This is a genomic window from Paraburkholderia sp. SECH2 (assembly GCF_030464795.1).
GTDB lineage: Bacteria > Pseudomonadota > Gammaproteobacteria > Burkholderiales > Burkholderiaceae > Paraburkholderia > Paraburkholderia aspalathi.
The window spans coordinates 56,562-70,340 of record NZ_JALPRH010000008.1; the positions used below are offsets into that span (position 1 = coordinate 56,562).

The 13,779-nt window shown below is 61.5% G+C and carries 15 protein-coding genes and 1 tRNA gene; 12 read left to right on the forward strand and 4 right to left on the reverse strand.

The window, feature by feature from the left end; all coding sequences use genetic code 11:
• The first annotated feature begins 188 nt into the window (after nt 1-188).
• The 4 genes from M0D66_RS15930 to M0D66_RS15945 all read left to right on the forward strand — a co-directional run bounded on the left by M0D66_RS15930 (nt 189) and on the right by M0D66_RS15945 (nt 3,485).
• Nucleotides 189-704, forward strand: a complete 516-nt coding sequence (locus M0D66_RS15930) for a PTS sugar transporter subunit IIA (protein WP_074285509.1) — start codon at nt 189-191, stop codon at nt 702-704.
• A gap of 140 nt (nt 705-844) precedes the next feature.
• A complete protein-coding gene (gene hprK, locus M0D66_RS15935) occupies nt 845-1,813 on the forward strand; it encodes an HPr(Ser) kinase/phosphatase (protein ID WP_012431656.1) in 969 nt (322 codons plus the stop codon).
• A gap of 106 nt (nt 1,814-1,919) precedes the next feature.
• The gene (rapZ, locus tag M0D66_RS15940; protein ID WP_093643686.1) at nt 1,920-2,813 is read left to right on the forward strand and encodes an RNase adapter RapZ; all 894 of its coding nucleotides are present in this window, start codon (nt 1,920-1,922) and stop codon (nt 2,811-2,813) included.
• A gap of 39 nt (nt 2,814-2,852) precedes the next feature.
• On the forward strand, nt 2,853-3,485 hold the full coding sequence (locus M0D66_RS15945; RefSeq protein ID WP_054035816.1) for an LON peptidase substrate-binding domain-containing protein: 633 nt from the start codon (nt 2,853-2,855) through the stop codon (nt 3,483-3,485).
• A gap of 36 nt (nt 3,486-3,521) precedes the next feature.
• Here M0D66_RS15945 and mutY read toward each other — a convergent pair whose 3' ends face one another.
• Both mutY and mutM read right to left on the reverse strand, forming a co-directional pair.
• Nucleotides 3,522-4,637: an A/G-specific adenine glycosylase gene (mutY, locus tag M0D66_RS15950; protein WP_256455577.1), complete on the reverse strand. Its 1,116-nt coding sequence runs from the start codon at nt 4,635-4,637 to the stop codon at nt 3,522-3,524.
• 7 nt (nt 4,638-4,644) lie between these two features.
• Complete coding sequence (mutM, locus tag M0D66_RS15955; RefSeq protein WP_054035812.1) at nt 4,645-5,475, reverse strand: bifunctional DNA-formamidopyrimidine glycosylase/DNA-(apurinic or apyrimidinic site) lyase; 831 nt, start codon at nt 5,473-5,475, stop codon at nt 4,645-4,647.
• 87 nt (nt 5,476-5,562) lie between these two features.
• On the opposite strand from mutM, the gene M0D66_RS15960 reads away from it, so the two are divergent.
• The 8 genes from M0D66_RS15960 to hisC all read left to right on the forward strand — a co-directional run bounded on the left by M0D66_RS15960 (nt 5,563) and on the right by hisC (nt 12,795).
• Complete coding sequence (locus tag M0D66_RS15960) at nt 5,563-7,404, forward strand: tetratricopeptide repeat protein (protein WP_256455579.1); 1,842 nt, start codon at nt 5,563-5,565, stop codon at nt 7,402-7,404.
• A complete protein-coding gene (gene lolB, locus M0D66_RS15965) occupies nt 7,404-8,036 on the forward strand; it encodes a lipoprotein insertase outer membrane protein LolB (RefSeq protein WP_093643692.1) in 633 nt (210 codons plus the stop codon). Before M0D66_RS15960 ends, lolB begins: the two co-directional genes overlap by 1 nt.
• A 73-nt stretch (nt 8,037-8,109) precedes the next feature.
• The gene (gene ispE, locus M0D66_RS15970; protein ID WP_266210999.1) at nt 8,110-8,991 is read left to right on the forward strand and encodes a 4-(cytidine 5'-diphospho)-2-C-methyl-D-erythritol kinase; all 882 of its coding nucleotides are present in this window, start codon (nt 8,110-8,112) and stop codon (nt 8,989-8,991) included.
• A 50-nt stretch (nt 8,992-9,041) separates the two neighbouring features.
• A tRNA-Gln gene (locus tag M0D66_RS15975) sits at nt 9,042-9,118 on the forward strand.
• A gap of 45 nt (nt 9,119-9,163) precedes the next feature.
• Nucleotides 9,164-10,120 carry a ribose-phosphate pyrophosphokinase gene (locus tag M0D66_RS15980; RefSeq protein ID WP_006048037.1) on the forward strand — a complete coding sequence of 319 codons (957 nt, stop codon included), beginning with the start codon at nt 9,164-9,166 and terminating at the stop codon, nt 10,118-10,120.
• 164 nt (nt 10,121-10,284) lie between these two features.
• Nucleotides 10,285-10,908, forward strand: a complete 624-nt coding sequence (locus M0D66_RS15985; protein WP_093643696.1) for a 50S ribosomal protein L25/general stress protein Ctc — start codon at nt 10,285-10,287, stop codon at nt 10,906-10,908.
• A 150-nt stretch (nt 10,909-11,058) separates the two neighbouring features.
• Nucleotides 11,059-11,661 carry an aminoacyl-tRNA hydrolase gene (pth, locus tag M0D66_RS15990; RefSeq protein ID WP_211702890.1) on the forward strand — a complete coding sequence of 201 codons (603 nt, stop codon included), beginning with the start codon at nt 11,059-11,061 and terminating at the stop codon, nt 11,659-11,661.
• Between the two features lie 54 nt (nt 11,662-11,715).
• A complete protein-coding gene (gene hisC, locus M0D66_RS15995) occupies nt 11,716-12,795 on the forward strand; it encodes a histidinol-phosphate transaminase (protein WP_266211000.1) in 1,080 nt (359 codons plus the stop codon).
• Between the two features lie 108 nt (nt 12,796-12,903).
• Here hisC and M0D66_RS16000 read toward each other — a convergent pair whose 3' ends face one another.
• Together M0D66_RS16000 and coaD are read right to left on the reverse strand one after the other, a co-directional pair.
• Nucleotides 12,904-13,161, reverse strand: coding sequence for a YfhL family 4Fe-4S dicluster ferredoxin (locus M0D66_RS16000; protein WP_093643699.1), 258 nt, complete (start codon nt 13,159-13,161; stop codon nt 12,904-12,906).
• A gap of 63 nt (nt 13,162-13,224) precedes the next feature.
• Entirely contained in the window at nt 13,225-13,740 is a 516-nt protein-coding gene (gene coaD / locus M0D66_RS16005; protein WP_054035797.1) for a pantetheine-phosphate adenylyltransferase, read from the reverse strand.
• Between the last annotated feature and the right edge of the window lie 39 nt (nt 13,741-13,779).

The following is a 13,779-nucleotide window of genomic DNA, read 5'->3' on the forward strand; positions in this document are numbered from 1 at the left end:
AGCCGGGCAGACCGGATCAATCCTGCGAAGAAACCCATGATGCATGGATGGCGCGCCGCACCATCCGTGGCTACCCTGTTCTATAATGTTCCGGTTACCATCGGGGTCAAGTTAGCTCAAACGGAAATCGGTCGGCCGGAGTCCTGCGCTTTCGGACTTCAACGCACGTCGCCGTGAGCATCAAACGAATGGAACATCACTCAAACGCCCCAGCGAGGAGAACCCAGGCCACGTTTTCGCCTGTCAACATGAATCGTTTAGCCAAATTTCTTCCCCTCGAGAACGTCGTCGTCGGACTATCGGTCACCAGCAAGAAGCGCGTGTTCGAGCAAGCGGGCCTGATCTTCGAGAACCAGAACGGCATCGCCCGTAGCACGGTCACTGACAATCTGTTTGCGCGCGAGCGCCTCGGATCGACGGGGCTTGGTGAAGGCGTCGCGATTCCGCATGGCCGGATCAAAGGCTTGAAGCAGCCGCTCGCCGCATTCGTCCGCCTTGCCGAACCCATCCCCTTCGAATCGCCCGACGGTCAGCCGGTCTCGCTGCTGATCTTCCTGCTCGTGCCTGAGCAGGCCACCCAGCAGCACCTCGAAATTCTCTCGGAAATCGCCCAGTTGCTGTCCGATCGCGAAGCCCGCGAGCGCCTGCACACGGAAGAAGACCGCGAATCGTTGCATCGCCTGCTCACTCAGTGGCAACCTTGATGCATCGGCGGTTATCCGCACGTCGCCTATTCACCCGGCTTCCCGCCTGCAGGCGGGTACAGCCAGGCGAGGTGCGCGGTCCGCGTTAACGAGGCCGCATCCTTTCCCAAGCAAGCGGTCCACACGGGAGTCACCGACTCATGGATACGTCCAGCATCAACGCCCAGAGCATTTTCGACGACAACGCCGCCATGCTGAAGTTGAGCTGGCTGACGGGGCATGAAGGCTGGGAGCGCGGCTTTTCTTCGGAATCGGTCGCCAATGCCACGTCGAGCGCCGACCTTGTCGGCCACTTGAACCTGATCCACCCGAACCGGATCCAGGTGCTCGGCGACGCCGAAATCGACTACTACAAGCGCCAAACCGACGAAGACCGCTCGCGCCACATGGCCGAGCTGATCGCGTTGGAACCGCCGTTTCTGGTGGTGGCGGGCGGCGTCGCCGCGCCGCCGGAACTGGTGCTGCGCTGCACGCGCTCGTCCACGCCGCTTTTCACCACGCCGATGTCCGCCGCCGCGGTGATCGACAGCCTGCGCCTCTACATGTCGCGCATTCTGGCGCCGCGCGCCACGTTGCATGGCGTGTTTCTCGACATTCTCGGTATGGGTGTGCTGCTCACCGGCGATTCCGGCCTCGGCAAAAGCGAACTCGGGCTGGAGCTGATCAGCCGCGGCCACGGCCTCGTTGCCGACGACGCAGTGGATTTCGTGCGCCTCGGGCCGGATTTCGTCGAAGGGCGCTGCCCGCCGCTGCTGCAAAACCTGCTTGAAGTGCGCGGTCTGGGCCTGCTCGACATCAAGACGATCTTCGGTGAAACCGCGGTGCGCCGCAAAATGAAGCTGAAACTGATCGTGCAACTGGTGCGCCGTCCGGACGGTGAATTCCAGCGGCTGCCGCTGGAAAGCCAAACCGTCGACGTGCTCGGTCTGCCGATCAGCAAAGTCACGATTCAGGTGGCGGCCGGCCGCAACCTCGCGGTTCTGGTCGAAGCGGCCGTGCGCAACACGATCCTGCAACTGCGCGGCATCGATACGCTGCGCGACTTCATGGATCGCCAGCGTCTGGCCATGCAGGACCCGGACAGCCAGTTTCCCGGCAAATTGATCTGAATCCGCGCGCCGCGGCACCGTGTGACGTCCGCAGCCAACGGCAGGCTGCGACGGCGCGCGCACTGGGACCAGATGCTATGATGAACTGTACGGATTTCACGACTCCATGCGCATAATCCTGATCACCGGTATTTCCGGCTCCGGCAAATCAGTTGCCCTGAACGCGCTTGAAGACGCAGGCTATTACTGCGTCGACAACCTGCCGCCGCGTTTTTTGCCGCAACTGGCCAACTATCTCGCCGACGACGGCCAGGAACGCCTCGCGGTCGCCATCGACGCGCGCTCGAGCGCTTCGCTCGACGAAATGCCCGCGATGATCCGCGACCTGTCGCGCGCCCACGATGTGCGTGTACTCTTCCTGAACGCAAGCACGCAGTCGCTGATTCAACGCTTTTCCGAAACACGCCGCCGCCACCCGCTGTCCGGTTCCACGGCGCATGATGCAGACGTCGGCTTGCTGACGTCGCTCGCCGAAGCGATCGAACGCGAACGCGAACTCGTGGCGGGCCTCGCCGAATTCGGCCATCAGATCGACACCAGCAATCTGCGCGCAAACGTGCTGCGCGCATGGGTCAAACGCTTCATCGAACAGGAAGATGCGGGGCTCGTGCTGATGTTCGAGTCCTTCGGTTTCAAACGCGGCGTGCCGCTCGACGCCGATTATGTTTTCGACGTACGCACGCTGCCGAACCCGTACTACGATCATGAATTGCGGCCGCTCACGGGCCTCGACCAGCCGGTGCGGGATTTTCTCGATGCGCTGCCGGTCGTGCATGAAATGATCGACGACATCGAAAAATTTCTCGCCAAATGGTTGCCGCATTTCCGTGACGACAACCGCAGTTATCTGACGGTCGCGATCGGTTGCACGGGCGGCCAGCACCGCTCGGTATTCATTGCTGAGACGCTCGCCGCGCGTCTCGCAACGTCAGCGAATGTCATTGTGCGGCACCGCGATGCGCCGGTTCATGCCGGCGAATCATCGAAGTTAGTGGCTTAACCGGCCGCATCGCGCGGCCTTAACTCGAAGCGTTGCGCCATGTCTTCTTCTACTGTGCTTGCCGATGTGCCGCTGTTTCCGCTGCATACGGTGCTGTTTCCCGATGGACTGCTGCCGCTGAAAATCTTCGAAGCGCGCTACCTCGATATGGCGCGCGAGTGTCTGCGTGAAAAAACGCCGTTCGGTGTGTGTCTGCTGAAAAGCGGCGCGGAAGTGGCGCGCGAAGAAGAGCCTTCGGTGCCCGAAGCAATTGGCTGTCTCGCCGAGATCGAAGAGTGCGATGTTGAAGCCTTCGGCATGTTGCTGATTCGGGCACGTGGCACACGGCGCTTTCGCCTGCTCTCGCATCGCGTGGAAAGCAGTGGCTTGCTGGTCGGCATGGCGGAGCCGCTCGGAGAAGACATCCCGCTCGAGGGCAATGAGCAACTGGCCAAATTCGGTGCATGCGCGGAAGTGCTCGAACGGATCATCGCCACGATCCGCGAACGCGACCCGGACAGCTTGCCGTTCGCGGAACCGTTCAGGCTGGAAGATCCGTCATGGGTGTCGAACCGGCTTGCGGAAGTGTTGCCCATCGCCCTTCGTGCAAGGCAAAAGTTGATGGAACTGCAGGACGCCGGCGCGCGAATCGACGTGGTTCATCACTATATGCAGCAGCATCAGCTGCTTTGATTTGATGTGCTTTCGGCTTTTTCGGCTCGCGGCTGGCTAGATCAGCGAGCCGTGCAAACTATCCAGTAGTTTGCGCACCGGCGCGGGTACACCGAACGAATCGAGATCGCTTAACGCGACCCATGCGGTGTCCGCGTCGTTAAGCGCAGCCAATGCGCCCACACCACGATCCAGTTCAGCGAGCCGCGGCTCGATATCCAGCTTGAAATGCGTGAAGACGTGCGTGAGCGGCGCGAGCGGTGAGACCGCTCCGTCGCCACCAAAGGCACGTGCACGCTCGGCAAGCGTGGCTTCGTCGGCGGCTTCGGGCAGGCTCCACAAGCCACCCCAGATGCCCGAGGGCGGGCGCTTTTCCAGCATCACGGCGTTACCGTCGCGCAGCACCAGCATCCATGTGCGGCGCGTCGGCACGGCTTTCTTCGGTCGTGCCGTGGGCAGTTCACGCTGACGTCCGGTCACGTTGGCCACGCAGTCGGCAGCGAACGGGCAGCGCAGGCAGTCCGGCTTGCCGCGTACGCACAAGGTTGCCCCGAGGTCCATCAGGCCTTGCGTATAGGCACTGACATCGTCGTCCGATGCGTTGGACGGCAGAAGCGATTCCGCCAGCGTCCACATCGCGTTCTCGACTTTCTTTTCGCCGGGAAAACCTTCGACGCCAAATACCCGCGCCAGCACGCGCTTCACGTTGCCGTCGAGAATCGTGGCACGCGCGCCAAACGCGAAAGAGGCGATCGCCGCTGCCGTCGAGCGGCCAATGCCCGGCAATTCCGCGAGCTCGTCGGCCGACTCGGGAAACGCACCGCCATGCTGCTCGACGACCACCTGAGCGCAGCGATGCAGATTGCGTGCACGCGAGTAATAACCAAGGCCGGCCCACAGCGCCATCACATCATCTGCCGGCGCGGCGGCGAGCGAGGCGACATCCGGACAACGCGCAAGAAACTTGGCGTAGTACGGAATTACCGTCGATACCTGCGTCTGCTGCAGCATGATTTCCGACAGCCAGATGCGATACGGATCGCGCGTGTTCTGCCAGGGCAGATCATGACGGCCATGCTGGCGCTGCCACGCAATCAGCCGCGCGGAAAAATCAGACATGACAGGAAAAGCGGGCGTAGCGGACGCGGCGGACGGGCTTATACGAGAAGGCATCGAAAATTTAGCGCTGGCAGGTGGGACAGAAATACGTAGAACGCTGCCCCTGCACGATCTGTTTGATCGGCGTTCCACACACGCGGCATGGCAGCCCCGCGCGATCATAGACGAAATAGTCGAGCTGAAAGTAACCGCTTTCGCCATCGCTGCCGACGAAATCACGCAGCGTGCTGCCACCCTTCTCGATCGCTGCGGCGAGCGTGACGCGCACCGCGTCGGCCAGCAGATCGTAGCGCACGAGCGAGACGCGGCCCGCCGCGGTGGTAGGCCGGATACCGGCGCGAAAGAGACTTTCGGACGCGTAGATATTACCCACGCCGACCACGATTTCCCCTGCCAGCAAGGCCTGCTTCACCGACACCTTGCGCCCGCGCGTGAGCCGGTGCATCAACGCGCCGGAGAACGCCGGCGAAAACGGCTCGACACCGAGGCTCGCGAGCAGCGGATGCTCGAGCACGCCACCGGCTTCGCGCGGGTGCCACAACACCGCGCCGAAGCGCCGCGGATCGCGATAGCGCAAAATGAATTCGTCGAAAATCCAGTCGATGTGATCGTGTTTCGCCGCAGCGGGTGGACGCGGCACATGGCGCAGCACGCGCAGCGTGCCTGTCATGCCGAGATGCACAATGAACCAGCCGGCGTCGATCTCGAATAGCAGATACTTGCCGCGCCGTTCGACCTTGCGCACCACGCTGCCACGCAAGGTTTTCGCAAGGTCCGCCGGAATCGGCCAACGCAGCGCGGGCGTACGCACATCGACGCGTTCAACCTTGCGCCCGGACACATACGGTTCGATTCCCCTTCGGGTAACCTCAACTTCTGGCAACTCTGGCATGTCTAACTGGTCTGCAACTTGCGTGAGTGGTTGTGCGCTTATTGTAGCGAGCGCGTTACAATCGTCCGAAACATTGAACGGATTTCCATGAACTTGTCCTTCGTGAAGCTGTTTTCGAAGCGCCCGGCTAGCGCATCCCGCGTGCCGCACGCCGTGTCCGCTCGCCGCATGCTCGGTGCCGCCGCGCTCGCCGTCTGGGCGCTGGCTGCCGTGCCCGCGCACGCGCAGGACCCGTCGCCAGACTCGGATGACACGTCCGTCACGCTGCCAGACCCGCTCGGCCCGGCAACGGCAGAAGACCAGAAGTCTCTGCCGGGTGTGCCGCTGTCCAGCCAGATCGTATTCCAGGTGCTCGCCGCTGAAGTCGCACTGCAACGCGATCAGCCCGCGCCCGCCTACCAGACCTACCTCGCGCTCGCGCGCGACACGCACGATCCACGCATGGCGCAACGCGCCACGGAAATCGCGCTGGCCGCGCAAAGCCCGTCAGACGCATTGGCCGCCGCGCAATTGTGGCAGCAGTATGCGCCGGATTCGGAACGCGCCGCGCAACTCGATGCATCGCTACTCGTGCTGTCCGGCAAGCCTGACGACGCCGCACCGATCCTCGCCCGTGAACTCGCGAGAGTGCCGGCCGACAATCGCGGCAGCGCGATTCTGGCGCTGCAGTTGCTGCTCTCGCGCGGCCCGAACCGGATCGGCGGCTTGCATGTGCTGCAGGATCTGCTGAAGAACGACCTGAACCGGCCCGAGGCGCAGTTGGCCATCGCGCGCCAGCAGCTCGTTTCCGACGACGCACCGGGCGCGCGCAAGTCGCTCGAGCAGGCGCTCACGCTCAAGCCGGACTATTTGCCGGCCGCGCTGATGCTGTCGCAGATGGGCCCGGAGGAGCGCAAGGAAGGCATCGCGTCGCTCGAAAAGTACGTGCAGCAGAATCCGAAATCGCATGACGCGCGTCTCGCGCTCGCGCAGATGTATCTCGCGAGCGACCGTCTGGACGACGCGCAGAAGCAGTTCGAGATCATGCACAAGAACAACGCGACCGACCTCACGCCGCTGATGGCGCTCGCGCTGATCAAGATCCAGCAGAAGAATTTCCCCGAGGCGCAGACCTATCTGACCCAGTACGCGCAGCAAGCCGAGAAAACGCCAGGCGCCGATCCGGGCCAGGCGTATATCTATCTTGCGCAACTGTCGCTGGAACAGAAGAACGAAGCGGCCGCGAGCGACTGGCTGAACAAGGTTTCGCCAGCGAGCCAGCAGTTCGTGCCGGCGCAGATCACTCGGGCGCAATTGCTCGCCAAGCAGGGCAAGACTGAAGACGCGCGCAAGCTGCTGGCCAACCTGCAGGCACCCGATCCGCGCGACCAGGCGTTGATTGCGCGCACCGACGCGGCCATTCTGTTCGACGCGAAGCGCTACCCGGAAGCGGAAACACGCCTGCAGCAGGCCACCGCGAATTTCCCGGACGACCCCGATCTGACCTACGACTACGCGATGGCCGCCGAAAAAACCGGCCATTACGACGTCATGGAAGCGCAGTTGCGCAAGCTGATCCAGACGCAGCCGGACAATCCGCAGGCTTATAACGCGCTCGGCTATTCGCTGGCCGATCGCAATCAGCGGCTGCCGGAAGCGGACAAGCTGGTCGAGAGGGCCTCGGCGCTGGCGCCGAACGACGCGTTCATCATGGACAGCGTCGGCTGGGTCAAGTACCGGATGGGCGATACGTCGGATGCCATCAAGCTGCTGCGCAAAGCGTACGACCTCCAGCCGAACGCCGAAATCGGCGCGCATCTCGGCGAAGTGCTGTGGAAAACCGGCGCGCAGGATCAGGCTCGTGCCGCTTTCCGCGACGCACGCAAGCTCGAACCGGACAACGACACCCTGGTCAAAACGCTTCAACGTCTTCAGGTGAACGATCTTTGATGCGTCTTTCCCGCTTGATCTCCTATCCCCGGGCGCCGCGTGGCGCGGCGCTCGGATTCGTAGCGGCAGCGGTTGTCGCGTTGGCTGGTTGTGCATCGGTTAAGCCGCAGGGGCCGTCCACGTCGAATGCGGCAACGTCCGTCACTGCCCAGACCTCGCGTGCCTATCAAGGCCGTTTCGCGGTCCAGTACAACGATCAGAACGGCCAGCAGCGCAATGCCTATGGCAATTTCACCTGGCAGGAAACGGGTGACACGGTCACCCTGCAATTGCGCAATCCGCTCGGGCAGACGCTTGCCATCGTGACTTCGTCGCCTGCTTCGGCCACGCTCGAACTGCCGAATCGCCAACCGCTCACCGCCGACAACGTCTCCACGCTGATGCAGAACGCGCTCGGCTTCGCGCTGCCGGTCGAAGGGCTGCGCTACTGGCTGCAACCGTCGCCTGCGCCGACGTCGCGCGCGAAAACCGAGAAGGATCCTGAGCAGCCTTCGCGTCTGAAGCAGATCACGCAGGACGGCTGGACGATCGATTACCTGGCGTATGCGGACGCACCGGCCACCGGCGTGAAGCGCGTGAATCTGAGCCGCTCGGAACCGCCGCTCGACATCAAGCTCGTGCTGGATCAGTAGTTCAGTAGCCGCGCCCGTTCGCGCAACCTTTGCCGCTTCTTCGGCGCCGCTATGGCGCATGTAGCCCTGACTCATGATTGAAACGACCGACTCGCTGCGCGATTGCCTCGCGCCAGCGAAACTGAACCTCTTCCTGCACATCACCGGCCGCCGGCCGGACGGATATCACACGCTGCAAACCGTCTTCCAGTTGCTCGACTGGGGCGACATCCTGCACTTCAAGCGGCGTGACGACGGCCTCATCACGCGCAGCACTGAGATCGCCGACGTGCCGCCGGAACACGATCTCACCGTGCGCGCAGCAACGCTCCTGAAAGCGCATACCGGCTCGCCCGCAGGTGTCGATATCGAAATCGACAAGCGCCTGCCAATGGGCGCGGGTCTGGGCGGCGGCAGCTCCGATGCGGCCACCACGTTACTCGCGCTGAACCGCCTCTGGAAACTCGATTTGCCGCGACTGGAGTTGCAAGCGCTGGCGTTGAAGCTCGGTGCGGACGTGCCATTTTTTGTTTTTGGGAAAAATGCGTTCGCACAGGGTGTCGGAGAGGCTTTAGACGTTGTACAATTGCCGCCGCGCCATTTCCTGGTGGTGACACCGAGGGTTCACGTTCCAACTGCAGCGATTTTTTCCGAAAAAGCGTTGACAAGAGATTCGAAACCCCTCATAATTACGGACTTTCCTGCAGAACTTAGCTGCAACACTGACTGGCCAGAAAGTTTTGGCCGCAATGACATGCAGCAGGTTGTCGTGGGAAAATACGCGGAAGTAGCGCAAGTGCTGCGATGGTTTGAAGACATCGCACCAGCGCGGATGTCTGGATCAGGTGCAAGTGTATTTGCAGCGTTCCGTAGCAAAGCTGAAGCAGAAGCGGCGCAAGCCAAACTGCCTCGCGAATGGAACAGCGCAGTAACTGCAAGTCTCGATCAGCATCCACTCTTTACTTTCGCGTCATAAGTTTTGCATCGTCGAACGTTCCCTCGTTCGGTGAAGCTCAAAGTTAGTGTAGGGGAGTCGCCAAGTTGGTTAAGGCACCGGATTTTGATTCCGGCATTCGAAGGTTCGACTCCTTCCTCCCCTGCCAAAAATTCTCGCATTTCCCTCGCCCCCAGCCTGAAGTAGGTGCACGATGAGCAGCCATGACGGCCTGATGGTTTTTACTGGCAACGCAAATCCCGCGCTTGCACAGGAAGTCGTCAAAATCCTCGGTATTCCCCTCGGCAAAGCAATGGTCAGCCGTTTCTCGGACGGCGAAATCCAGGTCGAGATTCAGGAAAACGTGCGTGGCAAGGATGTCTTCGTCCTGCAATCCACGTGCGCGCCGGCGAATGACAATCTGATGGAACTGATGATCATGGTCGATGCGCTCAAGCGCGCATCCGCAGGCCGGATCACCGCAGCTATCCCCTACTTCGGTTATGCCCGTCAAGATCGACGCCCGCGTTCGGCGCGCGTCGCCATCTCGGCGAAGATCGTGGCGAATATGCTGGAAATCGCCGGCGTCGAGCGGATCATTACGATGGATCTGCACGCCGACCAGATTCAAGGCTTCTTCGACATCCCGGTCGACAATATCTACGCTACGCCCGTGCTGCTCGGCGATCTGCGCAAGCAGAACTACGAGAACCTGCTGGTCGTTTCGCCAGACGTCGGCGGAGTGGTGCGTGCCCGTGCATTGGCCAAGCAACTGAATTGCGATCTCGCGATCATCGACAAACGCCGCCCGAAGGCGAACGTTGCCGAAGTGATGAACATCATCGGTGAAGTCGAAGGCCGCACCTGCGTGATCATGGACGACATGGTCGACACCGCAGGCACGCTCTGCAAGGCAGCTCAGGTTTTGAAGGAACGCGGTGCGAAGCAGGTGTTCGCTTACGCTACCCACCCGGTTCTGTCGGGCGGTGCAGGCGAGCGAATTGCAGCTTCGGCACTCGACGAACTCGTTGTTACCGATACGATCCCGCTCGGCGAAGAAGCCCGCTCGTGCGCCAAGATCCGTTCGCTGACCAGCGCCGGCCTGCTCGCCGAAACGTTCTCGCGGATTCGCCGCGGCGATTCGGTGATGTCGCTGTTCGCTGAAAGTTAAGTATTTGCGAAGGCGCGGCGCGCATAGCAGTACCGCACGCCGCACTTTTGCACAATTGGCATGAACGAACGAAGGTTCGTGCCATCGCTCTGGGGCCTCAGCCGTAATGGCTTGGAGGCCCCGTTTTTACTGCCTGGTCGCGGGCAGTGCATTGGAGATTCAACATGAAAGTAGTCGCTTTCGAGCGTTCCTTGCAAGGTACGGGTGCGAGCCGCCGCCTGCGTATCTCGGGTAAGACCCCGGGCATCGTATATGGCGCTGGTGCTGAAACGCAATTGGTCGAACTGGACCACAACGCACTCTGGCACGCGCTGAAGAAAGAAGTTTTCCACTCGTCGATCCTCGAACTGGAAGTGGCAGGCAAGTCGCAACAGGTTCTGCTGCGCGACGTGCAATACCACCCGTTCCGTCAGCTCGTGCTGCACGTGGACTTCCAACGTGTCGACGCGAAGAAGAAGCTGCACACCAAGGTGCCGCTGCACTTCATGAACCAGGAAACCAACCCGGCAGTGAAGCTGTCGAGCGCGGTGATCTCGCACGTCCTCAACGAAATCGAAATCGAGTGCCTGCCGTCGGCACTGCCGGAATTCCTCGAAGTTGACCTGGCGACGATCGAAGCTGGTCACTCGCTGCACGCCAAGGACATCGTCCTGCCGGCAGGTGTGGCACTGGTTGCTCACGTTGACGCAGAAAACCCGGTCGTCGCATCGGCAACGATCCCGGCTGGCGCAATCGCCGAAGGCGACGCCGCTGCTGCTGAAGGCGAAGGCGAAACGCCGGCTGCCTAAGTGCCTTTTTGGCGCTGAGCAAGCAATCCTCTCGATCCGTTTCAATGAAACGGTCGATGTGACCCGCCGAGGTTCGCCCCGGCGGGTTTTTTTTCGGTTTTTTTCGGCTCGGTCGCGTTCGGCGCCGAGGCCAGATGGACCTATGCAATCATGATCAAGCTGATCGTCGGGCTCGGCAATCCGGGCGCTGAATACACCGCGACGCGCCACAATGCCGGCTTCTGGCTGGTCGATCAACTGGCGCGCGAAGCAGGCACAACACTACGCGACGAGCGGCGCTTTCACGGTTTCTATGCGAAGGCCCGGCTTCACGGCGAAGAAGTGCATCTGCTGCAACCGCAAACATATATGAACCGCTCGGGGCAGTCGGTCGTGGCGGTTGCGCAGTTCTTCAAGATTCTTCCGGACGAAATTCTGGTCGCGCATGACGAGCTCGACATGCCGCCGGGCAGCGTCAAGCTGAAGCTCGGTGGTGGCAGCGGCGGTCATAACGGGCTGAAGGACATCACCGCGCATCTGTCATCGCAACAGTACTGGCGGCTGCGGATCGGCATCGGCCATCCGCGTGACCTGATTCCCGAAAGCGCGCGAGCCGGCGCCAAACCGGACGTCGCCAATTACGTGCTGAAGCCGCCGCGGCGGGAAGAGCAGGACGTGATCGATGCGTCGATCGAACGTGCGTTGGCCGTGATGCCGCAGATCATCAAAGGCGAACTCGAGCGGGCGATGATGCAGCTCCACCGCAATCCCTGAGCGGACCCTGCCCGCATCCGCTTCGCCCGTATCGCCATCGACAGGAGAAATCGCTTGAGCCGCTACTGGAGTGACATCGTCCACCGTCTGACGCCGTATGTGCCGGGCGAGCAGCCCGTGGTTGCGCATCCGGTGAAGCTGAACACCAACGAGAATCCCTATCCGCCGTCGCCGCGCGTACTTGAGGCGATCCGGCAAGAACTGGGCGACGCGTGCGAGTCGCTGCGGCGCTATCCCGACCCGACCGCGCGCAAGTTGCGCGAAACGGTAGCCGCATATCACGGCATTCGCCCGGAACAGGTGTTCGCAGGCAACGGCTCGGATGAAGTGCTCGCACTCACCTTTCAGGCCTTGCTGAAGCACGACAAACCGCTGCTGTTTCCGGATATCACATACAGCTTCTACCCGACCTACGCGCGGCTCTTCGAAGTCGACTATCGGACAGTCGCACTCGACGACAGCTTCGCCATCGATGTCGACGACTACACGACGCCCAACGGCGGCATCCTGTTCCCGAACCCGAACGCGCCGACCGGACGACCACTGCCGCTCGCCGATATCGAGCGTCTGGTGGCGAGAAATACCGAATCGGTCGTGGTGATCGACGAGGCCTATGTTGATTTCGGCGCTGAATCGGCCATCGCGCTGATCGACCGCTATCCCAACCTGCTGGTGATACAGACGGTATCGAAGTCGCGTTCGCTGGCCGGCATGCGAGTCGGCTTCGCGTTCGGCAATCCGGAACTGATCGACGCACTGAACCGCGTGAAGGATAGCTTCAACTCGTATCCGCTCGACCGCCTGGCGCAAGTCGCGGCCATCGCTGCATACGAGGACGATGCATGGTTCCGAGACACCTGCGCCAAAGTGATTGCGAGCCGTGAGCGGTTGGCGGCAGGCTTGACGGCACTGGGCTTCGAGGTGGTGCCGTCGGCGGCGAATCTGCTGTTCGCGCGTCACGAAGGCTACGACGCAGCGACGCTCGTGGCACGGCTAAGGGAAAAGGAAATTTTCGTGCGCCATTTCAAGGCGGCGCGAATCGACCAACATCTGCGAATCTCGGTCGGCACTGACGCCGAATGCGACATTCTGCTGGACGCACTGCGCGACATTTTCAGCGCTTACGTCGGGTGACGGTGGGATAGCGAGCGATCGGGACAAGCTCACGCGCGACAGACACAAAGCGTTGCCACAAAAGAAAACGGCGAGGCGGCCGCCTCGCCGTTTTCCATCATCCAATGCTCACGCGCCCTTGGCTGCCTGCAGCGCGTGGTACTTCGCCATCAGACCTTCCGCCGATTCCAGATGCTCGGGGTCGCGCGGAATGCACTCGACTGGGCACACCTGAATACACTGGGGTTCGTCGAAATGGCCGACACACTCGGTGCATTTCTTCGGGTCGATCACGTAGATTTCCGGGCCCATCGAAATTGCGTCGTTCGGGCACTCAGGCTCGCACACGTCGCAATTGATGCACTCGTCGGTAATCATCAAGGCCATACTTCTCTCACTTCGCGCCGGCCGAAGCCAGCTTTGATCCGTCAATCCGACAGTTTACGCCGGTTACGGTTGTCCCGCCGAGAGACCCTCATTCGGATCCAGCGCGGCAACCTTCTCCTTCAGCCATTTTTCGACCGACGGGAACACGAACTTGCTGACGTCGCCGCCCAGTTGCGCGATTTCACGCACGATGGTGCCGGAGATGAACTGGTATTGATCGGACGGCGTCATGAACATGGTTTCGACGTCCGGCAGCAGATAGCGGTTCATGCCGGCCATCTGGAACTCATATTCGAAGTCCGAGACGGCGCGCAGGCCACGCACGATGACCCGGGCGTTATTGCTGCGGACAAAGTCCTTCAATAGCCCTTTGAAGCTCATCACCTGAACGTTCGGGTAATGCCCGAGCACTTCATGAGCAATGTCGAGACGCTCTTTCAGCGTGAAGAATGGTTTCTTGTTGCGGCTGTCGGCAACGCCCACCACCAGCGTGTCGAAAATGCTCGACGCGCGCCGAACGAGGTCTTCGTGACCGCGCGTCAGCGGGTCAAATGTGCCCGGGTACACGGCGACTACCATGAGACTTCTCCTCTCTTCAGACAAATGGGCACGTCAAAG

Excerpts from the sequence above, each read along its gene's own strand:
- lolB (WP_093643692.1), top strand. The coding sequence starts at position 7,404 with ATGCGTCTTTCCCGCTTGATCTCCTATCCCCGGGCGCCGCGTGGCGCG.
- M0D66_RS16000 (WP_093643699.1), bottom strand. The coding sequence starts at position 13,161 with ATGGCCTTGATGATTACCGACGAGTGCATCAATTGCGACGTGTGCGAG.
- mutM (WP_054035812.1), bottom strand. The coding sequence starts at position 5,475 with ATGCCAGAGTTGCCAGAAGTTGAGGTTACCCGAAGGGGAATCGAACCG.
- M0D66_RS15945 (WP_054035816.1), top strand. The coding sequence starts at position 2,853 with ATGTCTTCTTCTACTGTGCTTGCCGATGTGCCGCTGTTTCCGCTGCAT.
- M0D66_RS15960 (WP_256455579.1), top strand. The coding sequence starts at position 5,563 with ATGAACTTGTCCTTCGTGAAGCTGTTTTCGAAGCGCCCGGCTAGCGCA.
- pth (WP_211702890.1), top strand. The coding sequence starts at position 11,059 with ATGATCAAGCTGATCGTCGGGCTCGGCAATCCGGGCGCTGAATACACC.
- M0D66_RS15980 (WP_006048037.1), top strand. The coding sequence starts at position 9,164 with ATGAGCAGCCATGACGGCCTGATGGTTTTTACTGGCAACGCAAATCCC.
- M0D66_RS15930 (WP_074285509.1), top strand. The coding sequence starts at position 189 with ATGGAACATCACTCAAACGCCCCAGCGAGGAGAACCCAGGCCACGTTT.
- coaD (WP_054035797.1), bottom strand. The coding sequence starts at position 13,740 with ATGGTAGTCGCCGTGTACCCGGGCACATTTGACCCGCTGACGCGCGGT.
- rapZ (WP_093643686.1), top strand. The coding sequence starts at position 1,920 with ATGCGCATAATCCTGATCACCGGTATTTCCGGCTCCGGCAAATCAGTT.
- ispE (WP_266210999.1), top strand. The coding sequence starts at position 8,110 with ATGATTGAAACGACCGACTCGCTGCGCGATTGCCTCGCGCCAGCGAAA.
- M0D66_RS15985 (WP_093643696.1), top strand. The coding sequence starts at position 10,285 with ATGAAAGTAGTCGCTTTCGAGCGTTCCTTGCAAGGTACGGGTGCGAGC.
- mutY (WP_256455577.1), bottom strand. The coding sequence starts at position 4,637 with ATGCCTTCTCGTATAAGCCCGTCCGCCGCGTCCGCTACGCCCGCTTTT.
- hprK (WP_012431656.1), top strand. The coding sequence starts at position 845 with ATGGATACGTCCAGCATCAACGCCCAGAGCATTTTCGACGACAACGCC.